The sequence below is a fragment of the Leeuwenhoekiella polynyae genome, assembly GCF_004104075.1.
Taxonomy (GTDB): domain Bacteria; phylum Bacteroidota; class Bacteroidia; order Flavobacteriales; family Flavobacteriaceae; genus Leeuwenhoekiella; species Leeuwenhoekiella polynyae.
This window is the reverse complement of sequence record NZ_QOVK01000012.1, coordinates 1-15,067: the sequence shown is the minus strand read 5'-3', so window position 1 is coordinate 15,067 and position 15,067 is coordinate 1. Positions and strand designations below refer to the sequence as shown.

The window sequence follows — 15,067 nt, the reverse complement described above, 5'->3', positions numbered from 1 at the left end:
ACTAACAAAGCCATTATTTACAACAACTTTGAAAATGCTAAATTACTATTAATACTAGCGCTCTATGCAAGGTAGCATATTAAAACCTTGTTATAGTTTTCTATAAATGCAGTTAAAAACACACAGAAAACGATGGCAAAACACTAGCTTACTAAAAAGAAAAAATTATGAGTACTAAAGAGAAAACAAAAGCGGATTATAATTCTGAGCTAACTAAAGAAGATTTAGACGTTTTAAAACAAAAAAATATACATAAAGATGGCGGGGTTGACGAGCAGTTGCGTGATCGTGTAAAAGATGTAGACTTTACTGGTAAAGATTTAGACATCCCAACAGGTGAAAATACTACTGATATCAAAGACGAAGAAAACAAACTATATAGCCAGGGAGGCTCTAGAAAAAACAATCTCGAAGAACAAAAAGGAGAATTATAATTTTACAACAATCAACCATATAAAAAAAGCAAGAGCCGCAAAATGCGGCTCTTGCTTTTTTTATATAATCCTAGTTATTCTTTCACAATCATCAAGTTTGCTTTTACTCCTGTTAGTAAATTCCATTCATTAGAGCTTATTACATTTCCTGCATCGTCATAAATTATAAACGCCGCAGTATTAGGACCTGAAGACCCTTGATTTAAAGCTTTAAATGAGATTCTATTAAAGCCAGGTTTCAGCGGAAGATAAAAACTTGACCAAGAGTCAGTTAGCCAAATACTAGGAACTACGATTTCGTCATTGACCAAAACAGCAACACGATCTCCATCAACAAACTGATAGTCTCTACACATTATTTTTACCTGTTGGGCTCCACTGTGAAAGGTTCCTAAATCCTGATCAGATTGGTGTGCTGGTTTGTCAGAACGGTCGCTCGTACGATTTGCTTCGCGTTCGTTCATAATATCTGTATAACGTTGACCGGCATCAGCAAAGTCTTCTAATTTCAGCATATAAAAGTTAGTGGACTCGGGCGCTTTTAATGTAGGTCGCTCTACCAGTTTACCATCTGAATCTAAAGTAAGTCCGCCTTTTGATGCAGGAATATCCGGTTGATTTTTAGGAAGGTCAGCAGGAACAGGTGTAGGAGTTCCCGTAGAATCTTCTACAGCCGGAATTTTAAATGAACCCGATGAATTATCAATCTGCGCTTGCATAGCGAAACTCATCAATATAAACGCACACACAAGAACAAACGTCTTGCCGTGTTTGTTAAAATCAGAATTATATTTCAGTAAACTTTTCAAATGTTATCTTTCTAACAATAATTACGTGTATTGCTACAATATGTTGCAATGCCAACAAATTTAATTTTTAATAGTGAAACAGAAATCGTGCCAATAGTTTTTAGCTAAAAATTATACTTTATAATTTTCTTAAAAAATCGTAAATTCAAAATAAAAAACTCAATATAAGCTTATGAAAAGTTACAATTCCTCAATACGAACTGGTTTTCCTGCTCTTTTTAAATTTATATTGATTTTTGTAGGAATACTTTATAACGGTTTTGCACAAGAAACCGATCAATTGATCGAATATAAGGGAAGTGTTGTTGATCTAAATAACGGAGAGCCGCTACCGTTTGTAAATCTGGAAATTGCAGGTACTAACATCGCTACAGTAACCAACTCAGAAGGTGATTTTTCTCTTAAAATAGAGAAACCGATGCCTAATGCTAAAGTTTCAGTCACGTATCCCGGTTATAAAAAGCTACTCATCATACTCGCAGATTTCACAAAAGTTAAAAACACTATTGAACTAGAGCCACAGGCATTAGAGCTTGATGAGATCAACATTACCCGGCCAAAGGATGCAAAGAGCCTGATGGCTAAAGTTTTTGCCAACCGAAAAGATAATTATCTCGAAGAGCAAACCTATATGACCGCTTTTTACAGAGAAGCTATAAATAAGCGTAATAGAAGTGCGTCTCTCGCTGAAGCTGTTGTAGCTATAAAAAAACAAGCATATACCAGTCCAGGCAATGATCTTGTGGCTATTTATAAAGCCCGTAAAAGCACTAATTATAATAGACTTGACACTGTAGCTATCAAATTACAGGGAGGTCCTCTAAATGCATTATATGCAGATCTTGTAAAATATCCTGAATATTTTATGACTTTAGAATCGTTGAATAATTACGAGTTCGAATTTGGAGAGTCACTTATGAATGACGGTAAAATGATCTACGTAGTAAACTTCAAACAGAAGAAAACCGTTTTAGATCCTTTGTACTACGGTAAAGTTTATATCGAATCTAAAACCTATGCTTTGACTAATGCTATTTATAATCTTAATGTTGAAAATAGAAAGTTGGCTTCTGCTTTATTTGTTAAGAAAAAACCCAATCGTGTCAAGGTTTATCCTACTGAAATAAGTTATCGCGTTGATTACCGAAACACAGACGGTAAATGGTATTACGGCTATAGCAATGTAAATCTGGAATTTGTTGTTAACTGGAAGCGCAAGTTGTTCAATAACAAATATCGAATAACAAGCGAAATGCTCATAACCGATTGGAATCAGCAGATAGATGCAGAATCTGTTTCTAATCGAACAAAATTTAAACCGGGTACAATTCTGGCTGATGAAGCTTCAGGTTTTGCCGATCCTGATTTTTGGGGAACCTACAATGTCATAGAACCTGAAAAGTCTATTCAACAAGCTATCGAAAAAATTCAAAAGCAAATTGAAAAATAAAAAAAAATTAGAATGTATTTGGTGATACAGGCATACTAAATTTGTAAGCGATTGAAACTTAGGCACGCTAGTTGATACTTTTTTAATTATTAACATAAAAATGTATCATTATGAAAACTTCTACAAGTGTAAATGCAGGATCTATGGCAGACATTGCCTTTTTGATGTTGATTTTCTTTTTAACTACCACAACTATTGAGACTGACAAAGGTCTTGATCAAAATTTGCCCAAACCTTGCGAACAGGACGATTGCTCATCTAAAATTGCAGAACGTAATATTTTTCAGATTTCGGTAAATGGTGAAGGTGATTATTTGATTCAAAATCATGAAATGCAACTCTCAGAACTTAAACAAGAATTGATTGACTTTGTTGAGAATGCAAACAACTCAGAAGTAATGCCCGCTTCTCCCGAGAAAGCTTTTGTGAACTTAGATGTTTCTAGAAGCTTAGACTATACAGATTATATTCCGGTGCTAGATGAGGTTAAAGCTGCTTATAAGAGTATGAGAGAAAACTACAGTCAGAAAGAATTTAAAAAGAACTATACACAACTTTCGGTAGTAGAGACAAAGCACATTCTCAAAAAATACCCATTGCAATTAGCAGAATCAACAATGGCGGCAACAATCAACCCGTAATTTGATTTCGCCCTTTAATCTCTTTGGCAATAACATCTGAGAATTTTTTAAGGTTATAGGGTTTGGTTATGACATCGTTCATACCACTCTCTTTAACCTTTTGTTTTACATAGGATGCTTCTGCAGCAGTTAAGGCTATAATAGGCGTTGATTTATCAAATACACGTATGGCTTTTGTGGTCTCATAACCATTCATACCCGGCATATTTATATCCATCATTATCATATCATAATGATGTTTACGTGTGCGCTCTAAAGCTTCTTCGCCATTTTGAGCTTCAAATATGATGGCATTCTGATTTTCGAGAACACGCCTGGTAACCAGTCTGTTGATCTTATTATCATCTACAATTAAGATACGCAGATCTTTAAGATTGGTAAGTTCTGAATCCCCTTCCGATTTTTTAGCCTCTCGTTTACCTATTACTTGCAGCAGTGTAGCTTCAGCAAATTCTATAGTAAATGTGAAGATGCTTCCCTGCCCCGGCTCACTTTTAAGCTCAATATCTGAGCCCATTTTATTCAATAATTTACGCACTATAGGAAGCCCTAAACCGGTTCCTTTGTTGTCTGACTGAAGATCATCTAACTGACTGAATTCATCAAATATAGATTCATGCTTTTCCTTAGGAATACCTATACCGTTATCTTCAATTTCAAACTGAATCTTATACTTACCGCTACTCAAAATTTTGCTACGAAGACGAATAGCAATGGTTCCTTTTGGAGTAAACTTTACAGCATTGCCCAAAATATTAAGTAAAATCTGAGAAATTCTTCTAGAGTCTCCTACAACATAATTAGGCACCGAAGAATCTACATCACAGATGATCTTGCAATTTGAATTTTTTAAGCTATTCTGTTGAAAACTGCTTACAAGCTCTTCAACCAATAATTTTACATTAAAAGGTTTCTTGATTAGCTCAAAATTATCATCCTCTAGCTTAGAAATATCCAGTAAGTCATTAATTATATCAAGTAAGTGGTCTGCACTAAATTTTAATGAACCTATCTCATCTTTATATTCTGCAAAAGCATCTTTTTTTTCTAGTATTGAAATGATACCCGTAACTCCATAAAGTGGTGTACGCATCTCATGACTCAATGTAGAGAAGAATTTAGTTTTAGAACGCTCGCTCTTCTCTGCCCGGTCTTTTGCCTTTTTTAAATGTCTGTTGTTGAGTTTAAGGTTCTTAATAAGACCTAACCTTAAGCGCTCACTGTAGAATAAATAAGCCAGAAACAAAACCATGAGACCTATAATAGATCCTAAAAGAACAGACTGTGTCTTTTTACGCTGTAAATCCTGATCTAAAATTTGTTGTTTTAATTCAGCATCATTGCGAGCTCTTCTCAACTCTTCAGCTTCCATATGAGCCTGAGCTAATTGAAAAGTTTCCTGATTTTTAACCTGTTCTTTATTTTTAAAATAAAAAATATAGCGTTTGTAAACCTTTAGAGCTTGTTTAGGTTTACCATATTTAGTAAGAAAATCTGCAAACCCACTATAGAAATCAAGCGCCAGATAGTCCATCTTCTTTTCTTCAGTCAAATCATAAGCTTTACTATAATATACTAAAGCTCTATCTGGGAAATCAAGCCCTTTATAGTAATCACCCCAAAGAATATTTAAATAAACCAGAGGATCATCATAATAAAAACAATCCTCATCATAGCTTTTTTGAGCTTCCCTTAGATAAGGATACATCATTGTGAAATTCTTCTCATCTCTATATAACTCAGCAATATTTAAAGCTGCATCTAAAAATTCTCCATCATTGAGACGACGTTGAATTTGTAGAGATTCTTTATAATAAGTTAATGCCTGATCTCGCGTTTCTGGATATTCTGATAGACTGGCAGCTAAATTATTGTAGCCCCAGGCAATTAAAGTATCATTCTTAGAAAGCTTTGCGAAGTGCAGCGCTTTTTTAGCGTAGTCAAAGGCAGGTACAGAGTCCTGTAGTTGATCGTAAGTAATACTTAACAAATTATAGCCATGAAAAAGAAAACCGTTCTCATTTCTTTTCTCAGCTTCATTTATAAGTGAAGAAGCCATTTCTATAGCGAGATCATATTCTTTGCTATCTGTAATCTTTAAAATGCTATCTACTTGCTTTTGAAGATCTGGTTTCTGATAACTTAATACATCCATAGAATCAATGGCTCCACTAGCAGTATAAGAACAACATAGCGAGAATAGAGCAATTAAAATTGTAATGGACTTACGTTTCAATGAGTTGGGGTTTAAAACAGGTCAAAAATAGTTTTTTTATCGATAAAAAACTATTTTATCCAAAAACATTAAATCAAAGCAATCAACTATATGATATTAAAACAACTAATCATTAGTGTTAAATAAATTTCATTAAAATTTGTAGTATATATACTACATTTTAAAAATGATTTTTCTTCTTTTTTCTTGACTTTAGAAATCGTTTATATTTGCGCTCTCAAAAAGCTCTAAATGAATATTATCACAAACCCAACATACTTTCCTGATATTATTACCACAGCATCCATTATTCAGGCAGATAATGTTACTCTGGAAGTCTGTGATAATTATCAAAAACAGAGCTATAGAAACCGAATGTATATAGCCACAGCAAACGGTAAGTTGCTTCTCAATATCCCTATAAAACACACAAAAACAGAAGGTCATAAGAAAACTGCAGAAGCTTTAATGGAGAATAATTTCTTATGGCAACGGCAACATTGGCGTTCTATTGTGATAGCATATAGAACCTCTCCTTTTTTTGAGTTCTATGAAGATGATTTGTATCCCCTATTTCACAAAGAATATAATTCACTATTAGAGTTTAACCGAGCAAGTATTGCCTGCATTTTAGAAATGCTCGGCATAGACATAGATTTTACAATTACTCAGGATTACATAAAAGAATATTCTGACAAGACTGATCTAAGATTTTTAGCAAACGCAAAACGAAAAGATAAATTAGAAATCCCTGCCTACAGACAGGTTTTTGAAGAGGCAAATGGTTTTATTCCGTATCTGACCGTTTTAGATCTCATCTTTAATCTGGGGCCTGAAGCAATCACCTACTTGAAGAATTTAGATTTAAAATTATAGATTCAGTACTGCCTCAATAGGAAAATGATCTGAATATTCAACATCAAAGGTTTTAAATGCTGAAACTTCAATTTGAGGATCTGGTAAGATAAAATCTATTCGCAACGGAATTATATCAAATATGAATGTGCGACCAAAACCACTACCCTGCTCCACAAATGCATCTTTTTTATCCCCGCGAATCTTATGATAGGTGTAAGAGAACACCGTATTATTAAAATCACCGGCAACAATTTTCTTATACCTGCAATTCTTCTCGTGAGTCAAAAATAAATTGGTTTGTTCTTGTTGCTTTTTAAAGGATCTTCCCAACCTTCCTATCAATGACTTCGTATTTTCTTTTTCAAGAGCTCCTAGCTCAGGAGTAAGCGCCAGAGACTGCATATGCATATTATAAATCCGTAAGGTGTCTTTATCTTTTACAATATCAGCAAATAGTGCATTATTAAAAGTACTTTCAAATTCGAGCGAACCAGTTTTGACAATTTTATATTTTGAATAAATAGCTTGTAAGTTAACGTGCTTCCCCTCTTTTTCGCCAAAATAAGAATACGGGTAATCTAATTTTGGTGCGCCACGTTTAGAAAATTCCTGAAAACAAATGACATCAGGGTTTGCCTCTTCAATAAGCTCTGCGATACCAGTTTTTATTTCTTCAGAAGAAAAGTTTTCACTTCTAAAAACGTGTGCATTATAACTGAAGATTCTGAGTTGGTTTTCAGTCTTTATAATTTGATTAGACTCTTTTCCTGAGCTTATTTTATACAAGGTGCTTCCCTGAAAAAACCAAATAATCAATACTAATGTTGAAAGTATGAGTTGCTTTTTAAAAAGCAATAGCCAATATATTACAAATAAAATATTTGCAGCAATCAACACGGGAATAACCAAAGTTAAAACTGATAATGGAGGAAAAATCTTAGGCGGAAAATAAGGCAATATATAGCTTACAAGTAGTAAGATAGCAAATAAGCTATTGAGCAAAAAGACTAGTTTATTCCACAGACTTAGCTTCTTCATTAAGTGTCTTTTCCGGCTTTAAAGAGAAAATCTTTGTCTTCTTTAGAAAGACTGTCGTAACCACTTTTGCTTATCTTATCTAAAATGGTATCTACACGTACTTGCTTTTCACTTTTAGACATACCAGAAGTTGCGCGCTTGGTCGCTGTAGATCTATTCTTATATACAGTTTTCATTTTTACCTTCTTCTCTGATTTGGGTGTTGGTTTAAAATAGCTTGTAACAGCATCCATAAATCGCTCCCACCAAGCACCTATATCATTTCCTTTACCCAGTTGTTGCGCATAAACATACCCAAAGATTGCACCGCCTACATGTGCAAGCAATCCACCTGCATTACTAGAGGTTGGAATCTGAATCAAATCGGTAAGCACAACAAACACACCTATCTGCCAAAGTTTGACATTAAAGAAGATAATGCGCACTTCAGTATTAGGCGTATATGTAGCTATAAAGATCATTATCGCTCTTACCGCAGCACTTGCTCCTACCAGATAAGCGCTCGAAGTAATCAAAACCGGAAACAAATTATAAGCAGTAACAAATAAAATTCCGCCGGCTAAGGCTCCGAGAAGGTAAATGGTTAAAAAGCGTTTTTCAGTAAAAAGGTTTAAAACTATCTGACCAAACCAATATAAAATGAGCATATTCCAGAAAATATGCCAGAAACCACCATGCAAAAATGCATAGGTTATCAAAGACCAAGGTTGTATTATTAATCTACTCAAATCTGTAGGCAGACTGAACCATTGAGTAATAACTGCACCCGAATTGAGCACCCATTCTAAAAGCGCAAAACCTATCCAGATCAACACATTGATCACGATAAGTTTTACAACAATATTTGCTGTTTTAAATTGGTAACTTAGACTGGGACTTGCCATATTTTAATACCAGCGTTTATCATTAAAACTATTCTTTTTCCAATACCACATCATTATAAATCCGAATAGAGCACCTCCTATATGAGCAAAGTTTGCAATGTTTCCTCCAAAGATTGAAAAACCGGTAACACCAGAAAACAAATCTAAAAGAATTAAACCGGGTATAAAAAATTTAGCCTTGACCGGGACCGGTAAAAATATAAGCATCAATTCTGCATTAGGAAATAGCATCCCAAAAGCCACTAAAACGCCATATATAGCTCCTGAAGCTCCTACTGCCGACGTAGAAAATGCTTCTATCATACCTCGCACTTTATCAGGATCACCTACATTAGGATACGAATATTGACCTGATTGTTGAATGCTTGTAAATGCTTTGTTCAGAGTATCAGATATCTCTCCTGGAGTCAAACCCGCGTTTATTAAAACGTCGTAACCAGCTTGATAATGGTAATATCCAACCAGAGTATGTATTAACGCGGCACCTAAACCTGCAGAAAAATAAAAGAAAATAAATTTATTACGACCCAGCATTTGCTCTACAGGACCACCAAAAGCCCACAACGCATACATATTAAAAAGAATATGAAAAATACTGCTCTGATCATGCATAAACATATGCGTAAAAGGCTGCCAGAAGTGAAAATTAGGATTCTCAGGAAACCACAGTCCAAAGAGTTGAACTGCGTTAGGTAATAAAAACTGTGATCCTAAATAGAAGATCACGTTAACGATTAAAAGTACTTTTACAGTTTCGGTTATTCTACCCATCAATCTGGTTTGAAATGTTTAAACGCGCTAAGGCGTTTTTAATTATGCGTTAAATTTACGATCCAGCTCGTCTACAGTAAGCGTAATAAACGTTTTTTTAAGAAATGGAGACATCGTAGGTTCTGTACAGGCAAATAATTTGTTGACCAAATGCTCTCTGGACAATTCATCTAACTTCTCTCCTGTTTTTACAGCCATACTTTTTGCCATACTCTTTGCTAAAACATCAGTCTGACTAAAGCCAGTATCAGGTACTTCTTGTTCTACATCGCTCAACAACTGTTCTAAAACTATTGAAACCTCGCTCTCCTGAATACTTGCTGGTATTCCTGAAACTTCAAGAACTCCATCTTCAGGCATATTGAGTGCAAAACCGGTATTTTCTAAAGACTCTTTTAAATCTTTAAATATCGCTAGTTCTGTGGGAGAATAATCTAGTCGTAAGGGAAAAAGCAATTGCTGACTTACAGATTCTTTCACAGTAATATTCCTAAGGAATTCTTCATATAAGACGCGTTGATGCGCTCGCTGTTGATCTATTAGCATCATACCACTCTTTATAGCACTCACAATATATTTATTATGTAGCTGATAGGTATTTGCTGAATCGCTATCTGTTTCTTTTAAATCTTTAAATCCTTTGCTCTCGTGTTCTACAAAAAGGGACTCTGTTTCCGGTTCATTTTCTATTTGTACATGACTGAAAGAATTAGAGCTGTTTCTTTTATCAAGTCCGTCATAGAGATTTTCCCATCCAGCTGCACTTTTCTTCTCATAATGAGGAGTTCCGCTATAACTGCTGGTCTTTACCTTCTGCTCTTGCTCAAATGGGTTAAAGTTGCGATCAACCTCTACTTTGGGAACTTGCGCTTCTTTATTTTTATAGGAATATGGAGTATCCATATTAGATTCCCGGTTAAAATCAAGCACCGGAGCGATATTAAACTGCCCTAAACTGTGTTTTACTGCAGCGCGTAAAAGTGTATAGATCGCATGCTCATCCTCAAATTTAACCTCTGTTTTAGTAGGGTGAATATTGATATCAATTGATTTGGGATCAACTTTTAAATAAATGAAATAACTCGCTCTGGCACGATCTGGTAACAAACCTTCAAAAGCAGCGCTCACCGAATGATTCAAATAGGGATGCTTAATAAAGCGATCATTAACGAAGAAAAACTGTTCCCCTTTAGTCTTTTTTGAAAATTCAGGCTTTACAATAAATCCATCTATATCTACAATTTCTGTTTCTTCGGTAACCGGCACCAATTTCTCATTGGTTTTTGGCCCAAAGACTCCTACAATGCGCTGACGCTTATTTGCTATGGGCAGATTGAATAACTCGCTGTCGTTGTGATACAACATAAATGCGATAGAATCGTGAGCCAGGGCTACACGTTGAAACTCGTCAATTATATGACGTAATTCTACAGAGTCTGATTTGAGGAAATTCCGCCTTGCAGGAATATTGAAAAATAAATTTTTGACAGCTATCGAAGTACCTTGAAGTGTCGCGCAAACCTCCTGAGATTTGATCACACTACCTTCTATTTCTATTTGAGTTCCTACCTCTTCACCTTCAGTTTTAGTTTTAAGTTCTACGTGAGCAACTGCAGCTATTGATGCCAAAGCTTCTCCTCTAAAACCTTTCGTATTTAATGCAAAAAGATCATCTGCAGAACTGATTTTTGAAGTGGCATGACGTTCAAAACTCAGACGCGCATCTGTAGTACTCATCCCTTTACCATCATCTATAACCTGTACTAACGTACGCCCGGCGTCTTTAACAAGCAATTTAATCTGCGATGCCCCGGCATCTATAGAATTCTCTAATAACTCTTTTACCACAGAAGCTGGTCGCTGTACCACCTCCCCGGCAGCTATCTGGTTTGCTACATGATCGGGTAAAAGCTTAATGATATCAGACATGAAGTGTGTTTACTTAAGCCCTGAAGATACCTATAACAGGTATTGCGGGTATCGTTTAATTATAAATTGAGCTTGAGAATTATAATTAGTTATTGCCCGAAAAAAATACTCAAATCAAAATCGATAACAACTAAAAATAGAAAAACGAGTACAAGAACTATATACAAGGTAATGCGGTTTGCACGTTGATCAGGATTGTATTTAAAATCGTCTATTGCAGTATTGAACTTAGATTTTAAACCTTTTGACTCAAGCGTAGCTTTGCGGTACTTATCAAATTTAGATTCTAACTTGTAAGGACTACCTTCTCCCTCATAATAACGAGGACTGTAGCTGTATTTTTTATTCTTGCGTGTTTTTAAAATTCCCATAATTCCTAAAATTCAAAGTTACAATAATTGGTAGAAAGCTATGCAAAGCTTCAAACTTTGATATTCAAAAAGCATTCCAACTTTTAAAGGATTGCTTTAAGCTAAAGTTACACAAACAATTGCAATATAATTTTCAGGAGGTTTATTAGCTAAAACTTTGCGTCTTTACGTAATTGTGCCATTTTAATTGCAGCAACAGCAGCCTCTACACCTTTGTTACCGTGCTGACCGCCACTACGATCTATAGCTTGCTGCAGGGTATTATCGGTAAGAACACAAAAAATAACAGGAATATCGCTCTGGATATTCAAGTCTTTTATCCCCTGCGTTACGCCGTCACAAACAAAATCAAAATGCTTAGTTTGCCCTTGAATAACGCTTCCTACAGCAATAACTGCATCGAGCATATCATAACTCTGCTGCATTTTTTTGCAACCGTAGATCAATTCAAAACTTCCCGGAACATTCCATCTTACGACGTTTTCTTTAAGTACACCGCAATCTAAAAAGGTGTCAAAAGCACCTTGAAAAAGACCTTCAGTGATGTCATGATTCCATTCAGAAACAACAATCCCAAACCGAAAATCTTTCGCGTTTGGGATTGTTGCTTTATCGTAAACAGACAAGTCTGTTGTAGCCATAATGTATATTTTTTATTCAGCTTCTGTCATACCTAAATATAAAGGTACGTTTGCTGCTTCTGCAGACTCGCTATAATCTTCTTTAATAGTATTTAAGAAAGAAGCAGCTTTATCATTTTCTCCAAGAGCTATTGCTGTTTGTGCAGCCTTCATTAAAAAGCGTGGTGTTGTAAAGTCATTTGCACGCATTTCTGCTGCTTCCTTATAATAAGAAAGTGCATCTTCGGGTTGCTCCAGCTGCATAAATGCGTCACCTATAGCTCCTTTAGCAAGAGGCGCAAGCATCATATCATCACTACTAAAATCTTCTAGTTGATCTATAGCTTCCTGATATTTATTTGTATTCAAAAAGGCCATACCTGCATAATAATGTGCAAGATTTCCGGCTTTTGTGCTTCCATAGTTATCTATAATATCAAGAAAACCATATTTACCTTCACCTCCATTAAGAGCCAGGCTGAATAATGAATCTTTCTCAACACTACCTTCTATAGCTTCGTTAAAATAGTTCTGTGCCTGATACATCTCATTAGATGCTTCAAGTTCTTTAGGCTCTTGAATGAATTTTTCAAATGCCAGATACCCCAACACTGCAAGTACAATTACTGCAATACCAATGAAGATAGGTTTTTGATTTTCTTCTACCCAAGCTTCGGTTCTGGTTGCACCTTCATCAAGTGAATCAAAAACTTCTGCCGTTGCACTTTCTTCGTGCACCTGCTCCTCTACTTCTTCTTTAGTCTTAGGTTTATAACCCCTTTTTTGATATGTGGCCATACTTTAACTTTTGTTGGGCGCAAAAATAAAATTTTTATTCAATATTAATAGCGTATTGTTTTGTTATTTTTCAATAATTTGCATACGCTCCAATTATATTTCAACCCTTTATTTTACAGGGATTTAGCATTTTTAAACTTGCATACTACCTTATGATTCTCAAAGCTCTTTCGCTTATTAACTATAAAAATTTTGAAACTGCGTCTTTTACACTCGATTCAAAAATTAACTGTTTTGTAGGAAATAACGGGGTTGGAAAAACAAATGTACTTGATGCGGTTTACCATCTTTCTTTCGGTAAAAGCTATTTTAATCCCATAACCACACAAAACATCAATCACGATGCAGAGTTTTTTGTAATTGATGGAGTTTACGAGAAAAATGAGCGAGAAGAAAAAGTTATTGTTAGCGCAAAGCGAGGTCAAAAGAAAGTGATTAAGCGAAATGGTAAAGTTTATGAACGGTTTTCTGATCATATAGGTTTTTTGCCGCTTGTCATCATTTCTCCGGCAGATCGCGACCTAATTATCGAAGGTAGCGAGACGCGTCGTAAGTTTATGGATGGTGTAATTTCTCAAAGTGATAAAAACTATCTCGACACGCTGATCAAGTACAACAAGACACTTTCTCAGCGCAATGCGCTACTTAAATATTTTAGTGCAAACCACACGTTTAACCCAGAAACTTTAGCGATTTACAATGAGCAAATGACTGCTCTGGGAACCATTATTCATACTAAGCGCAAAGATTTTCTTGAAGCCTTTACTCCTATTTTTAAAAAACGTTATGCAGCAATAAGTGGTGATAAAGAAGAGGTTAAACTGAAATATAAAAGTCAACTGAATGATACGCCTCTTGACCATCTTTTCACCGAAAACCTAAAGAAAGATCGCGCTTTGCAATACACCAGTGTAGGTACACATCGGGATGATTTAAGCTTTAAAATTGAGTCCCACCCCATCAAAAAATTTGGTAGTCAGGGTCAGCAAAAATCATATCTCATCGCTTTAAAACTAGCACAGTTTGATTTTATAAAAATACAAAGCAACACCACGCCTATTTTGTTATTGGATGATATTTTTGATAAGTTAGACGAAAGTCGGGTGATGCAAATAATCGACCTGGTAAACGATGAGAGTTTTGGGCAATTATTTATAAGTGACACCCACGCAGACCGTACGGAAGCAATCGTAAAAGAGATACATCAAACTTATAAACTCTTTAAACTTTGAAAAAAATACTAGTAAGCATTTTAACAGTAGCTTTTTTGAGCTGTGCTGAAAACAATCCTGAAGAGCAGCTTAAAAACCTTAATGGGTATTGGGAAATAAAATCTGTTGACTCTCCTTATGGAAATGACAGAGATTATAAATTTAACGAGCGAGTAGATTATATAGAGCTTACAGACACTATAGGTTTTAGAACTAAAGTGCTTCCGCGCATAGATGGCACTTTTGTAAACAGCGATACAAAAGAAACTGTTATCGCAAGAATAACAAACGACTCATTACGTTTAAATTACAGCACCCCATTTGATAACTGGACGGAAACTGTTCTCAAAGCAGATGCCAACCAATTACAGGTAAAAAATGACCGGGGTATGATCTATACCTATGCTAAATTTGAAAAAGTAAATTACCTCAGGGAAAGCCCAAGAGACATTCGTTAGAAACAAATTTTCAATTTCGAGGCAAGCCTGGGGGGCATAAAACCCTTTGGCGGTGCCAATAAATATAACAGATTAATGGCTAGACGAGACGCAGACCCTAAATCTATACGAGATGTACTGGGCGCATTTGTAGAAAAAAATAAACTTCAAAAAGGAATAGATAAAGTTGATGTCGCCGAAGCCTGGCGTGATGTGATGGGACCTGCCATTGCAAAATATACAACTCAGATAAAGTTAGATGGTGATCGCTTGATCATTCAATTAAGCTCATCTGTTTTACGTGAAGAATTAAGTTACGGCAAAGAAAAAATTCAACGTAATCTCAACGAAGAATTAGGTAGAGAAATCATTAAGAAAGTGATTTTAAGATAGCTAAATAGGATAATAATAATAAAAATAATAGATATAAAAAAAGCGGCTCAAGAGCCGCTTTTTTATGTTCAATTGATAAAGAATTTGACACTATCCTATTAACTGTGTAAGTTAAAAATAACAGGGGTTTGACTTGTTTAAAGTCTGACCCTTTTTTCATAGATCGTCAGGAACTGATTTAGGATTATGCCCCAGTTCCTTACAGGCA

Annotated in this window: 16 protein-coding genes; 7 read left to right on the top strand and 9 right to left on the bottom strand. The window is 35.3% G+C overall.

Going from position 1 to position 15,067, the window contains the following annotated elements; all coding sequences use genetic code 11:
* Positions 1–167 precede the first annotated feature (167 nt).
* A complete protein-coding gene (locus tag DSM02_RS12755; protein WP_128766012.1) occupies positions 168–434 on the top strand; it encodes a hypothetical protein in 267 nt (88 codons plus the stop codon).
* A gap of 74 nt (positions 435–508) precedes the next feature.
* On the opposite strand, the gene DSM02_RS12750 is transcribed toward DSM02_RS12755, so the two are convergent.
* Positions 509–1,243: a hypothetical protein gene (locus DSM02_RS12750; RefSeq protein WP_128766011.1), complete on the bottom strand. Its 735-nt coding sequence runs from the start codon at positions 1,241–1,243 to the stop codon at positions 509–511.
* A 172-nt stretch (positions 1,244–1,415) separates the two neighbouring features.
* Between DSM02_RS12750 and DSM02_RS12745 the strand changes: the two genes are divergently transcribed.
* Positions 1,416–2,693: a carboxypeptidase-like regulatory domain-containing protein gene (locus tag DSM02_RS12745; RefSeq protein WP_128766010.1), complete on the top strand. Its 1,278-nt coding sequence runs from the start codon at positions 1,416–1,418 to the stop codon at positions 2,691–2,693.
* A 110-nt stretch (positions 2,694–2,803) separates the two neighbouring features.
* Complete coding sequence (locus DSM02_RS12740; protein ID WP_128766009.1) at positions 2,804–3,334, top strand: ExbD/TolR family protein; 531 nt, start codon at positions 2,804–2,806, stop codon at positions 3,332–3,334.
* Here the strand turns inward: DSM02_RS12740 and DSM02_RS12735 are convergent.
* The gene (locus DSM02_RS12735; RefSeq protein WP_128766008.1) at positions 3,324–5,570 is read right to left on the bottom strand and encodes a tetratricopeptide repeat-containing hybrid sensor histidine kinase/response regulator; all 2,247 of its coding nucleotides are present in this window, start codon (positions 5,568–5,570) and stop codon (positions 3,324–3,326) included. The two genes, DSM02_RS12740 and DSM02_RS12735, sit on opposite strands and share 11 nt — an antisense overlap.
* 231 nt (positions 5,571–5,801) lie before the next feature.
* Here DSM02_RS12735 and DSM02_RS12730 point away from each other — a divergent pair, with 231 nt between their 5' ends.
* Positions 5,802–6,425, top strand: a complete 624-nt coding sequence (locus tag DSM02_RS12730; RefSeq protein ID WP_128766007.1) for a WbqC family protein — start codon at positions 5,802–5,804, stop codon at positions 6,423–6,425.
* Here DSM02_RS12730 and DSM02_RS12725 read toward each other — a convergent pair.
* The 7 genes from DSM02_RS12725 to DSM02_RS12695 all read right to left on the bottom strand — a co-directional run bounded on the left by DSM02_RS12725 (position 6,420) and on the right by DSM02_RS12695 (position 12,818).
* Positions 6,420–7,445 (bottom strand): endonuclease/exonuclease/phosphatase family protein, encoded by a 1,026-nt coding sequence (locus DSM02_RS12725; protein ID WP_128766006.1) that lies wholly within the window; start codon positions 7,443–7,445, stop codon positions 6,420–6,422. The two genes, DSM02_RS12730 and DSM02_RS12725, sit on opposite strands and share 6 nt — an antisense overlap.
* Positions 7,445–8,329: a rhomboid family protein gene (locus tag DSM02_RS12720; protein WP_128766005.1), complete on the bottom strand. Its 885-nt coding sequence runs from the start codon at positions 8,327–8,329 to the stop codon at positions 7,445–7,447. Before DSM02_RS12720 ends, DSM02_RS12725 begins: the two co-directional genes overlap by 1 nt.
* 3 nt (positions 8,330–8,332) lie before the next feature.
* Complete coding sequence (locus DSM02_RS12715; protein WP_128766004.1) at positions 8,333–9,100, bottom strand: rhomboid family intramembrane serine protease; 768 nt, start codon at positions 9,098–9,100, stop codon at positions 8,333–8,335.
* Positions 9,101–9,142: 42 nt separating this feature from the next.
* Positions 9,143–11,029 (bottom strand): DNA mismatch repair endonuclease MutL, encoded by a 1,887-nt coding sequence (gene mutL / locus DSM02_RS12710; protein WP_128766003.1) that lies wholly within the window; start codon positions 11,027–11,029, stop codon positions 9,143–9,145.
* Between the two features lie 89 nt (positions 11,030–11,118).
* Complete coding sequence (locus DSM02_RS12705; RefSeq protein ID WP_128760983.1) at positions 11,119–11,400, bottom strand: riboflavin synthase subunit beta; 282 nt, start codon at positions 11,398–11,400, stop codon at positions 11,119–11,121.
* Positions 11,401–11,549: 149 nt separating this feature from the next.
* Positions 11,550–12,041: a 6,7-dimethyl-8-ribityllumazine synthase gene (gene ribH / locus DSM02_RS12700; protein WP_128766002.1), complete on the bottom strand. Its 492-nt coding sequence runs from the start codon at positions 12,039–12,041 to the stop codon at positions 11,550–11,552.
* Positions 12,042–12,053: 12 nt separating this feature from the next.
* A complete protein-coding gene (locus DSM02_RS12695; RefSeq protein ID WP_128766001.1) occupies positions 12,054–12,818 on the bottom strand; it encodes a tetratricopeptide repeat protein in 765 nt (254 codons plus the stop codon).
* Positions 12,819–12,970: 152 nt separating this feature from the next.
* Here DSM02_RS12695 and recF point away from each other — a divergent pair, with 152 nt between their 5' ends.
* The 3 genes from recF to DSM02_RS12680 all read left to right on the top strand — a co-directional run bounded on the left by recF (position 12,971) and on the right by DSM02_RS12680 (position 14,859).
* A complete protein-coding gene (recF, locus tag DSM02_RS12690) occupies positions 12,971–14,050 on the top strand; it encodes a DNA replication/repair protein RecF (RefSeq protein WP_128766000.1) in 1,080 nt (359 codons plus the stop codon).
* Positions 14,047–14,487 carry a lipocalin family protein gene (locus tag DSM02_RS12685; RefSeq protein WP_128765999.1) on the top strand — a complete coding sequence of 147 codons (441 nt, stop codon included), beginning with the start codon at positions 14,047–14,049 and terminating at the stop codon, positions 14,485–14,487. The genes recF and DSM02_RS12685 overlap by 4 nt, the downstream gene beginning before the upstream one ends.
* A gap of 75 nt (positions 14,488–14,562) precedes the next feature.
* On the top strand, positions 14,563–14,859 hold the full coding sequence (locus DSM02_RS12680; protein WP_128765998.1) for a DUF721 domain-containing protein: 297 nt from the start codon (positions 14,563–14,565) through the stop codon (positions 14,857–14,859).
* Positions 14,860–15,067 lie beyond the last annotated feature (208 nt).

What these genes read in the sequence shown, in the direction of transcription:
- DSM02_RS12755 (WP_128766012.1), top strand. Translation starts at nt 168, where the DNA reads ATGAGTACTAAAGAGAAAACAAAAGCGGATTATAATTCTGAGCTAACT.
- DSM02_RS12705 (WP_128760983.1), bottom strand. Translation starts at nt 11,400, where the DNA reads ATGGGAATTTTAAAAACACGCAAGAATAAAAAATACAGCTACAGTCCT.
- DSM02_RS12740 (WP_128766009.1), top strand. Translation starts at nt 2,804, where the DNA reads ATGAAAACTTCTACAAGTGTAAATGCAGGATCTATGGCAGACATTGCC.
- DSM02_RS12730 (WP_128766007.1), top strand. Translation starts at nt 5,802, where the DNA reads ATGAATATTATCACAAACCCAACATACTTTCCTGATATTATTACCACA.
- DSM02_RS12720 (WP_128766005.1), bottom strand. Translation starts at nt 8,329, where the DNA reads ATGGCAAGTCCCAGTCTAAGTTACCAATTTAAAACAGCAAATATTGTT.
- DSM02_RS12695 (WP_128766001.1), bottom strand. Translation starts at nt 12,818, where the DNA reads ATGGCCACATATCAAAAAAGGGGTTATAAACCTAAGACTAAAGAAGAA.
- ribH (WP_128766002.1), bottom strand. Translation starts at nt 12,041, where the DNA reads ATGGCTACAACAGACTTGTCTGTTTACGATAAAGCAACAATCCCAAAC.
- DSM02_RS12715 (WP_128766004.1), bottom strand. Translation starts at nt 9,100, where the DNA reads ATGGGTAGAATAACCGAAACTGTAAAAGTACTTTTAATCGTTAACGTG.
- recF (WP_128766000.1), top strand. Translation starts at nt 12,971, where the DNA reads ATGATTCTCAAAGCTCTTTCGCTTATTAACTATAAAAATTTTGAAACT.
- mutL (WP_128766003.1), bottom strand. Translation starts at nt 11,029, where the DNA reads ATGTCTGATATCATTAAGCTTTTACCCGATCATGTAGCAAACCAGATA.
- DSM02_RS12745 (WP_128766010.1), top strand. Translation starts at nt 1,416, where the DNA reads ATGAAAAGTTACAATTCCTCAATACGAACTGGTTTTCCTGCTCTTTTT.
- DSM02_RS12680 (WP_128765998.1), top strand. Translation starts at nt 14,563, where the DNA reads ATGGCTAGACGAGACGCAGACCCTAAATCTATACGAGATGTACTGGGC.
- DSM02_RS12725 (WP_128766006.1), bottom strand. Translation starts at nt 7,445, where the DNA reads ATGAAGAAGCTAAGTCTGTGGAATAAACTAGTCTTTTTGCTCAATAGC.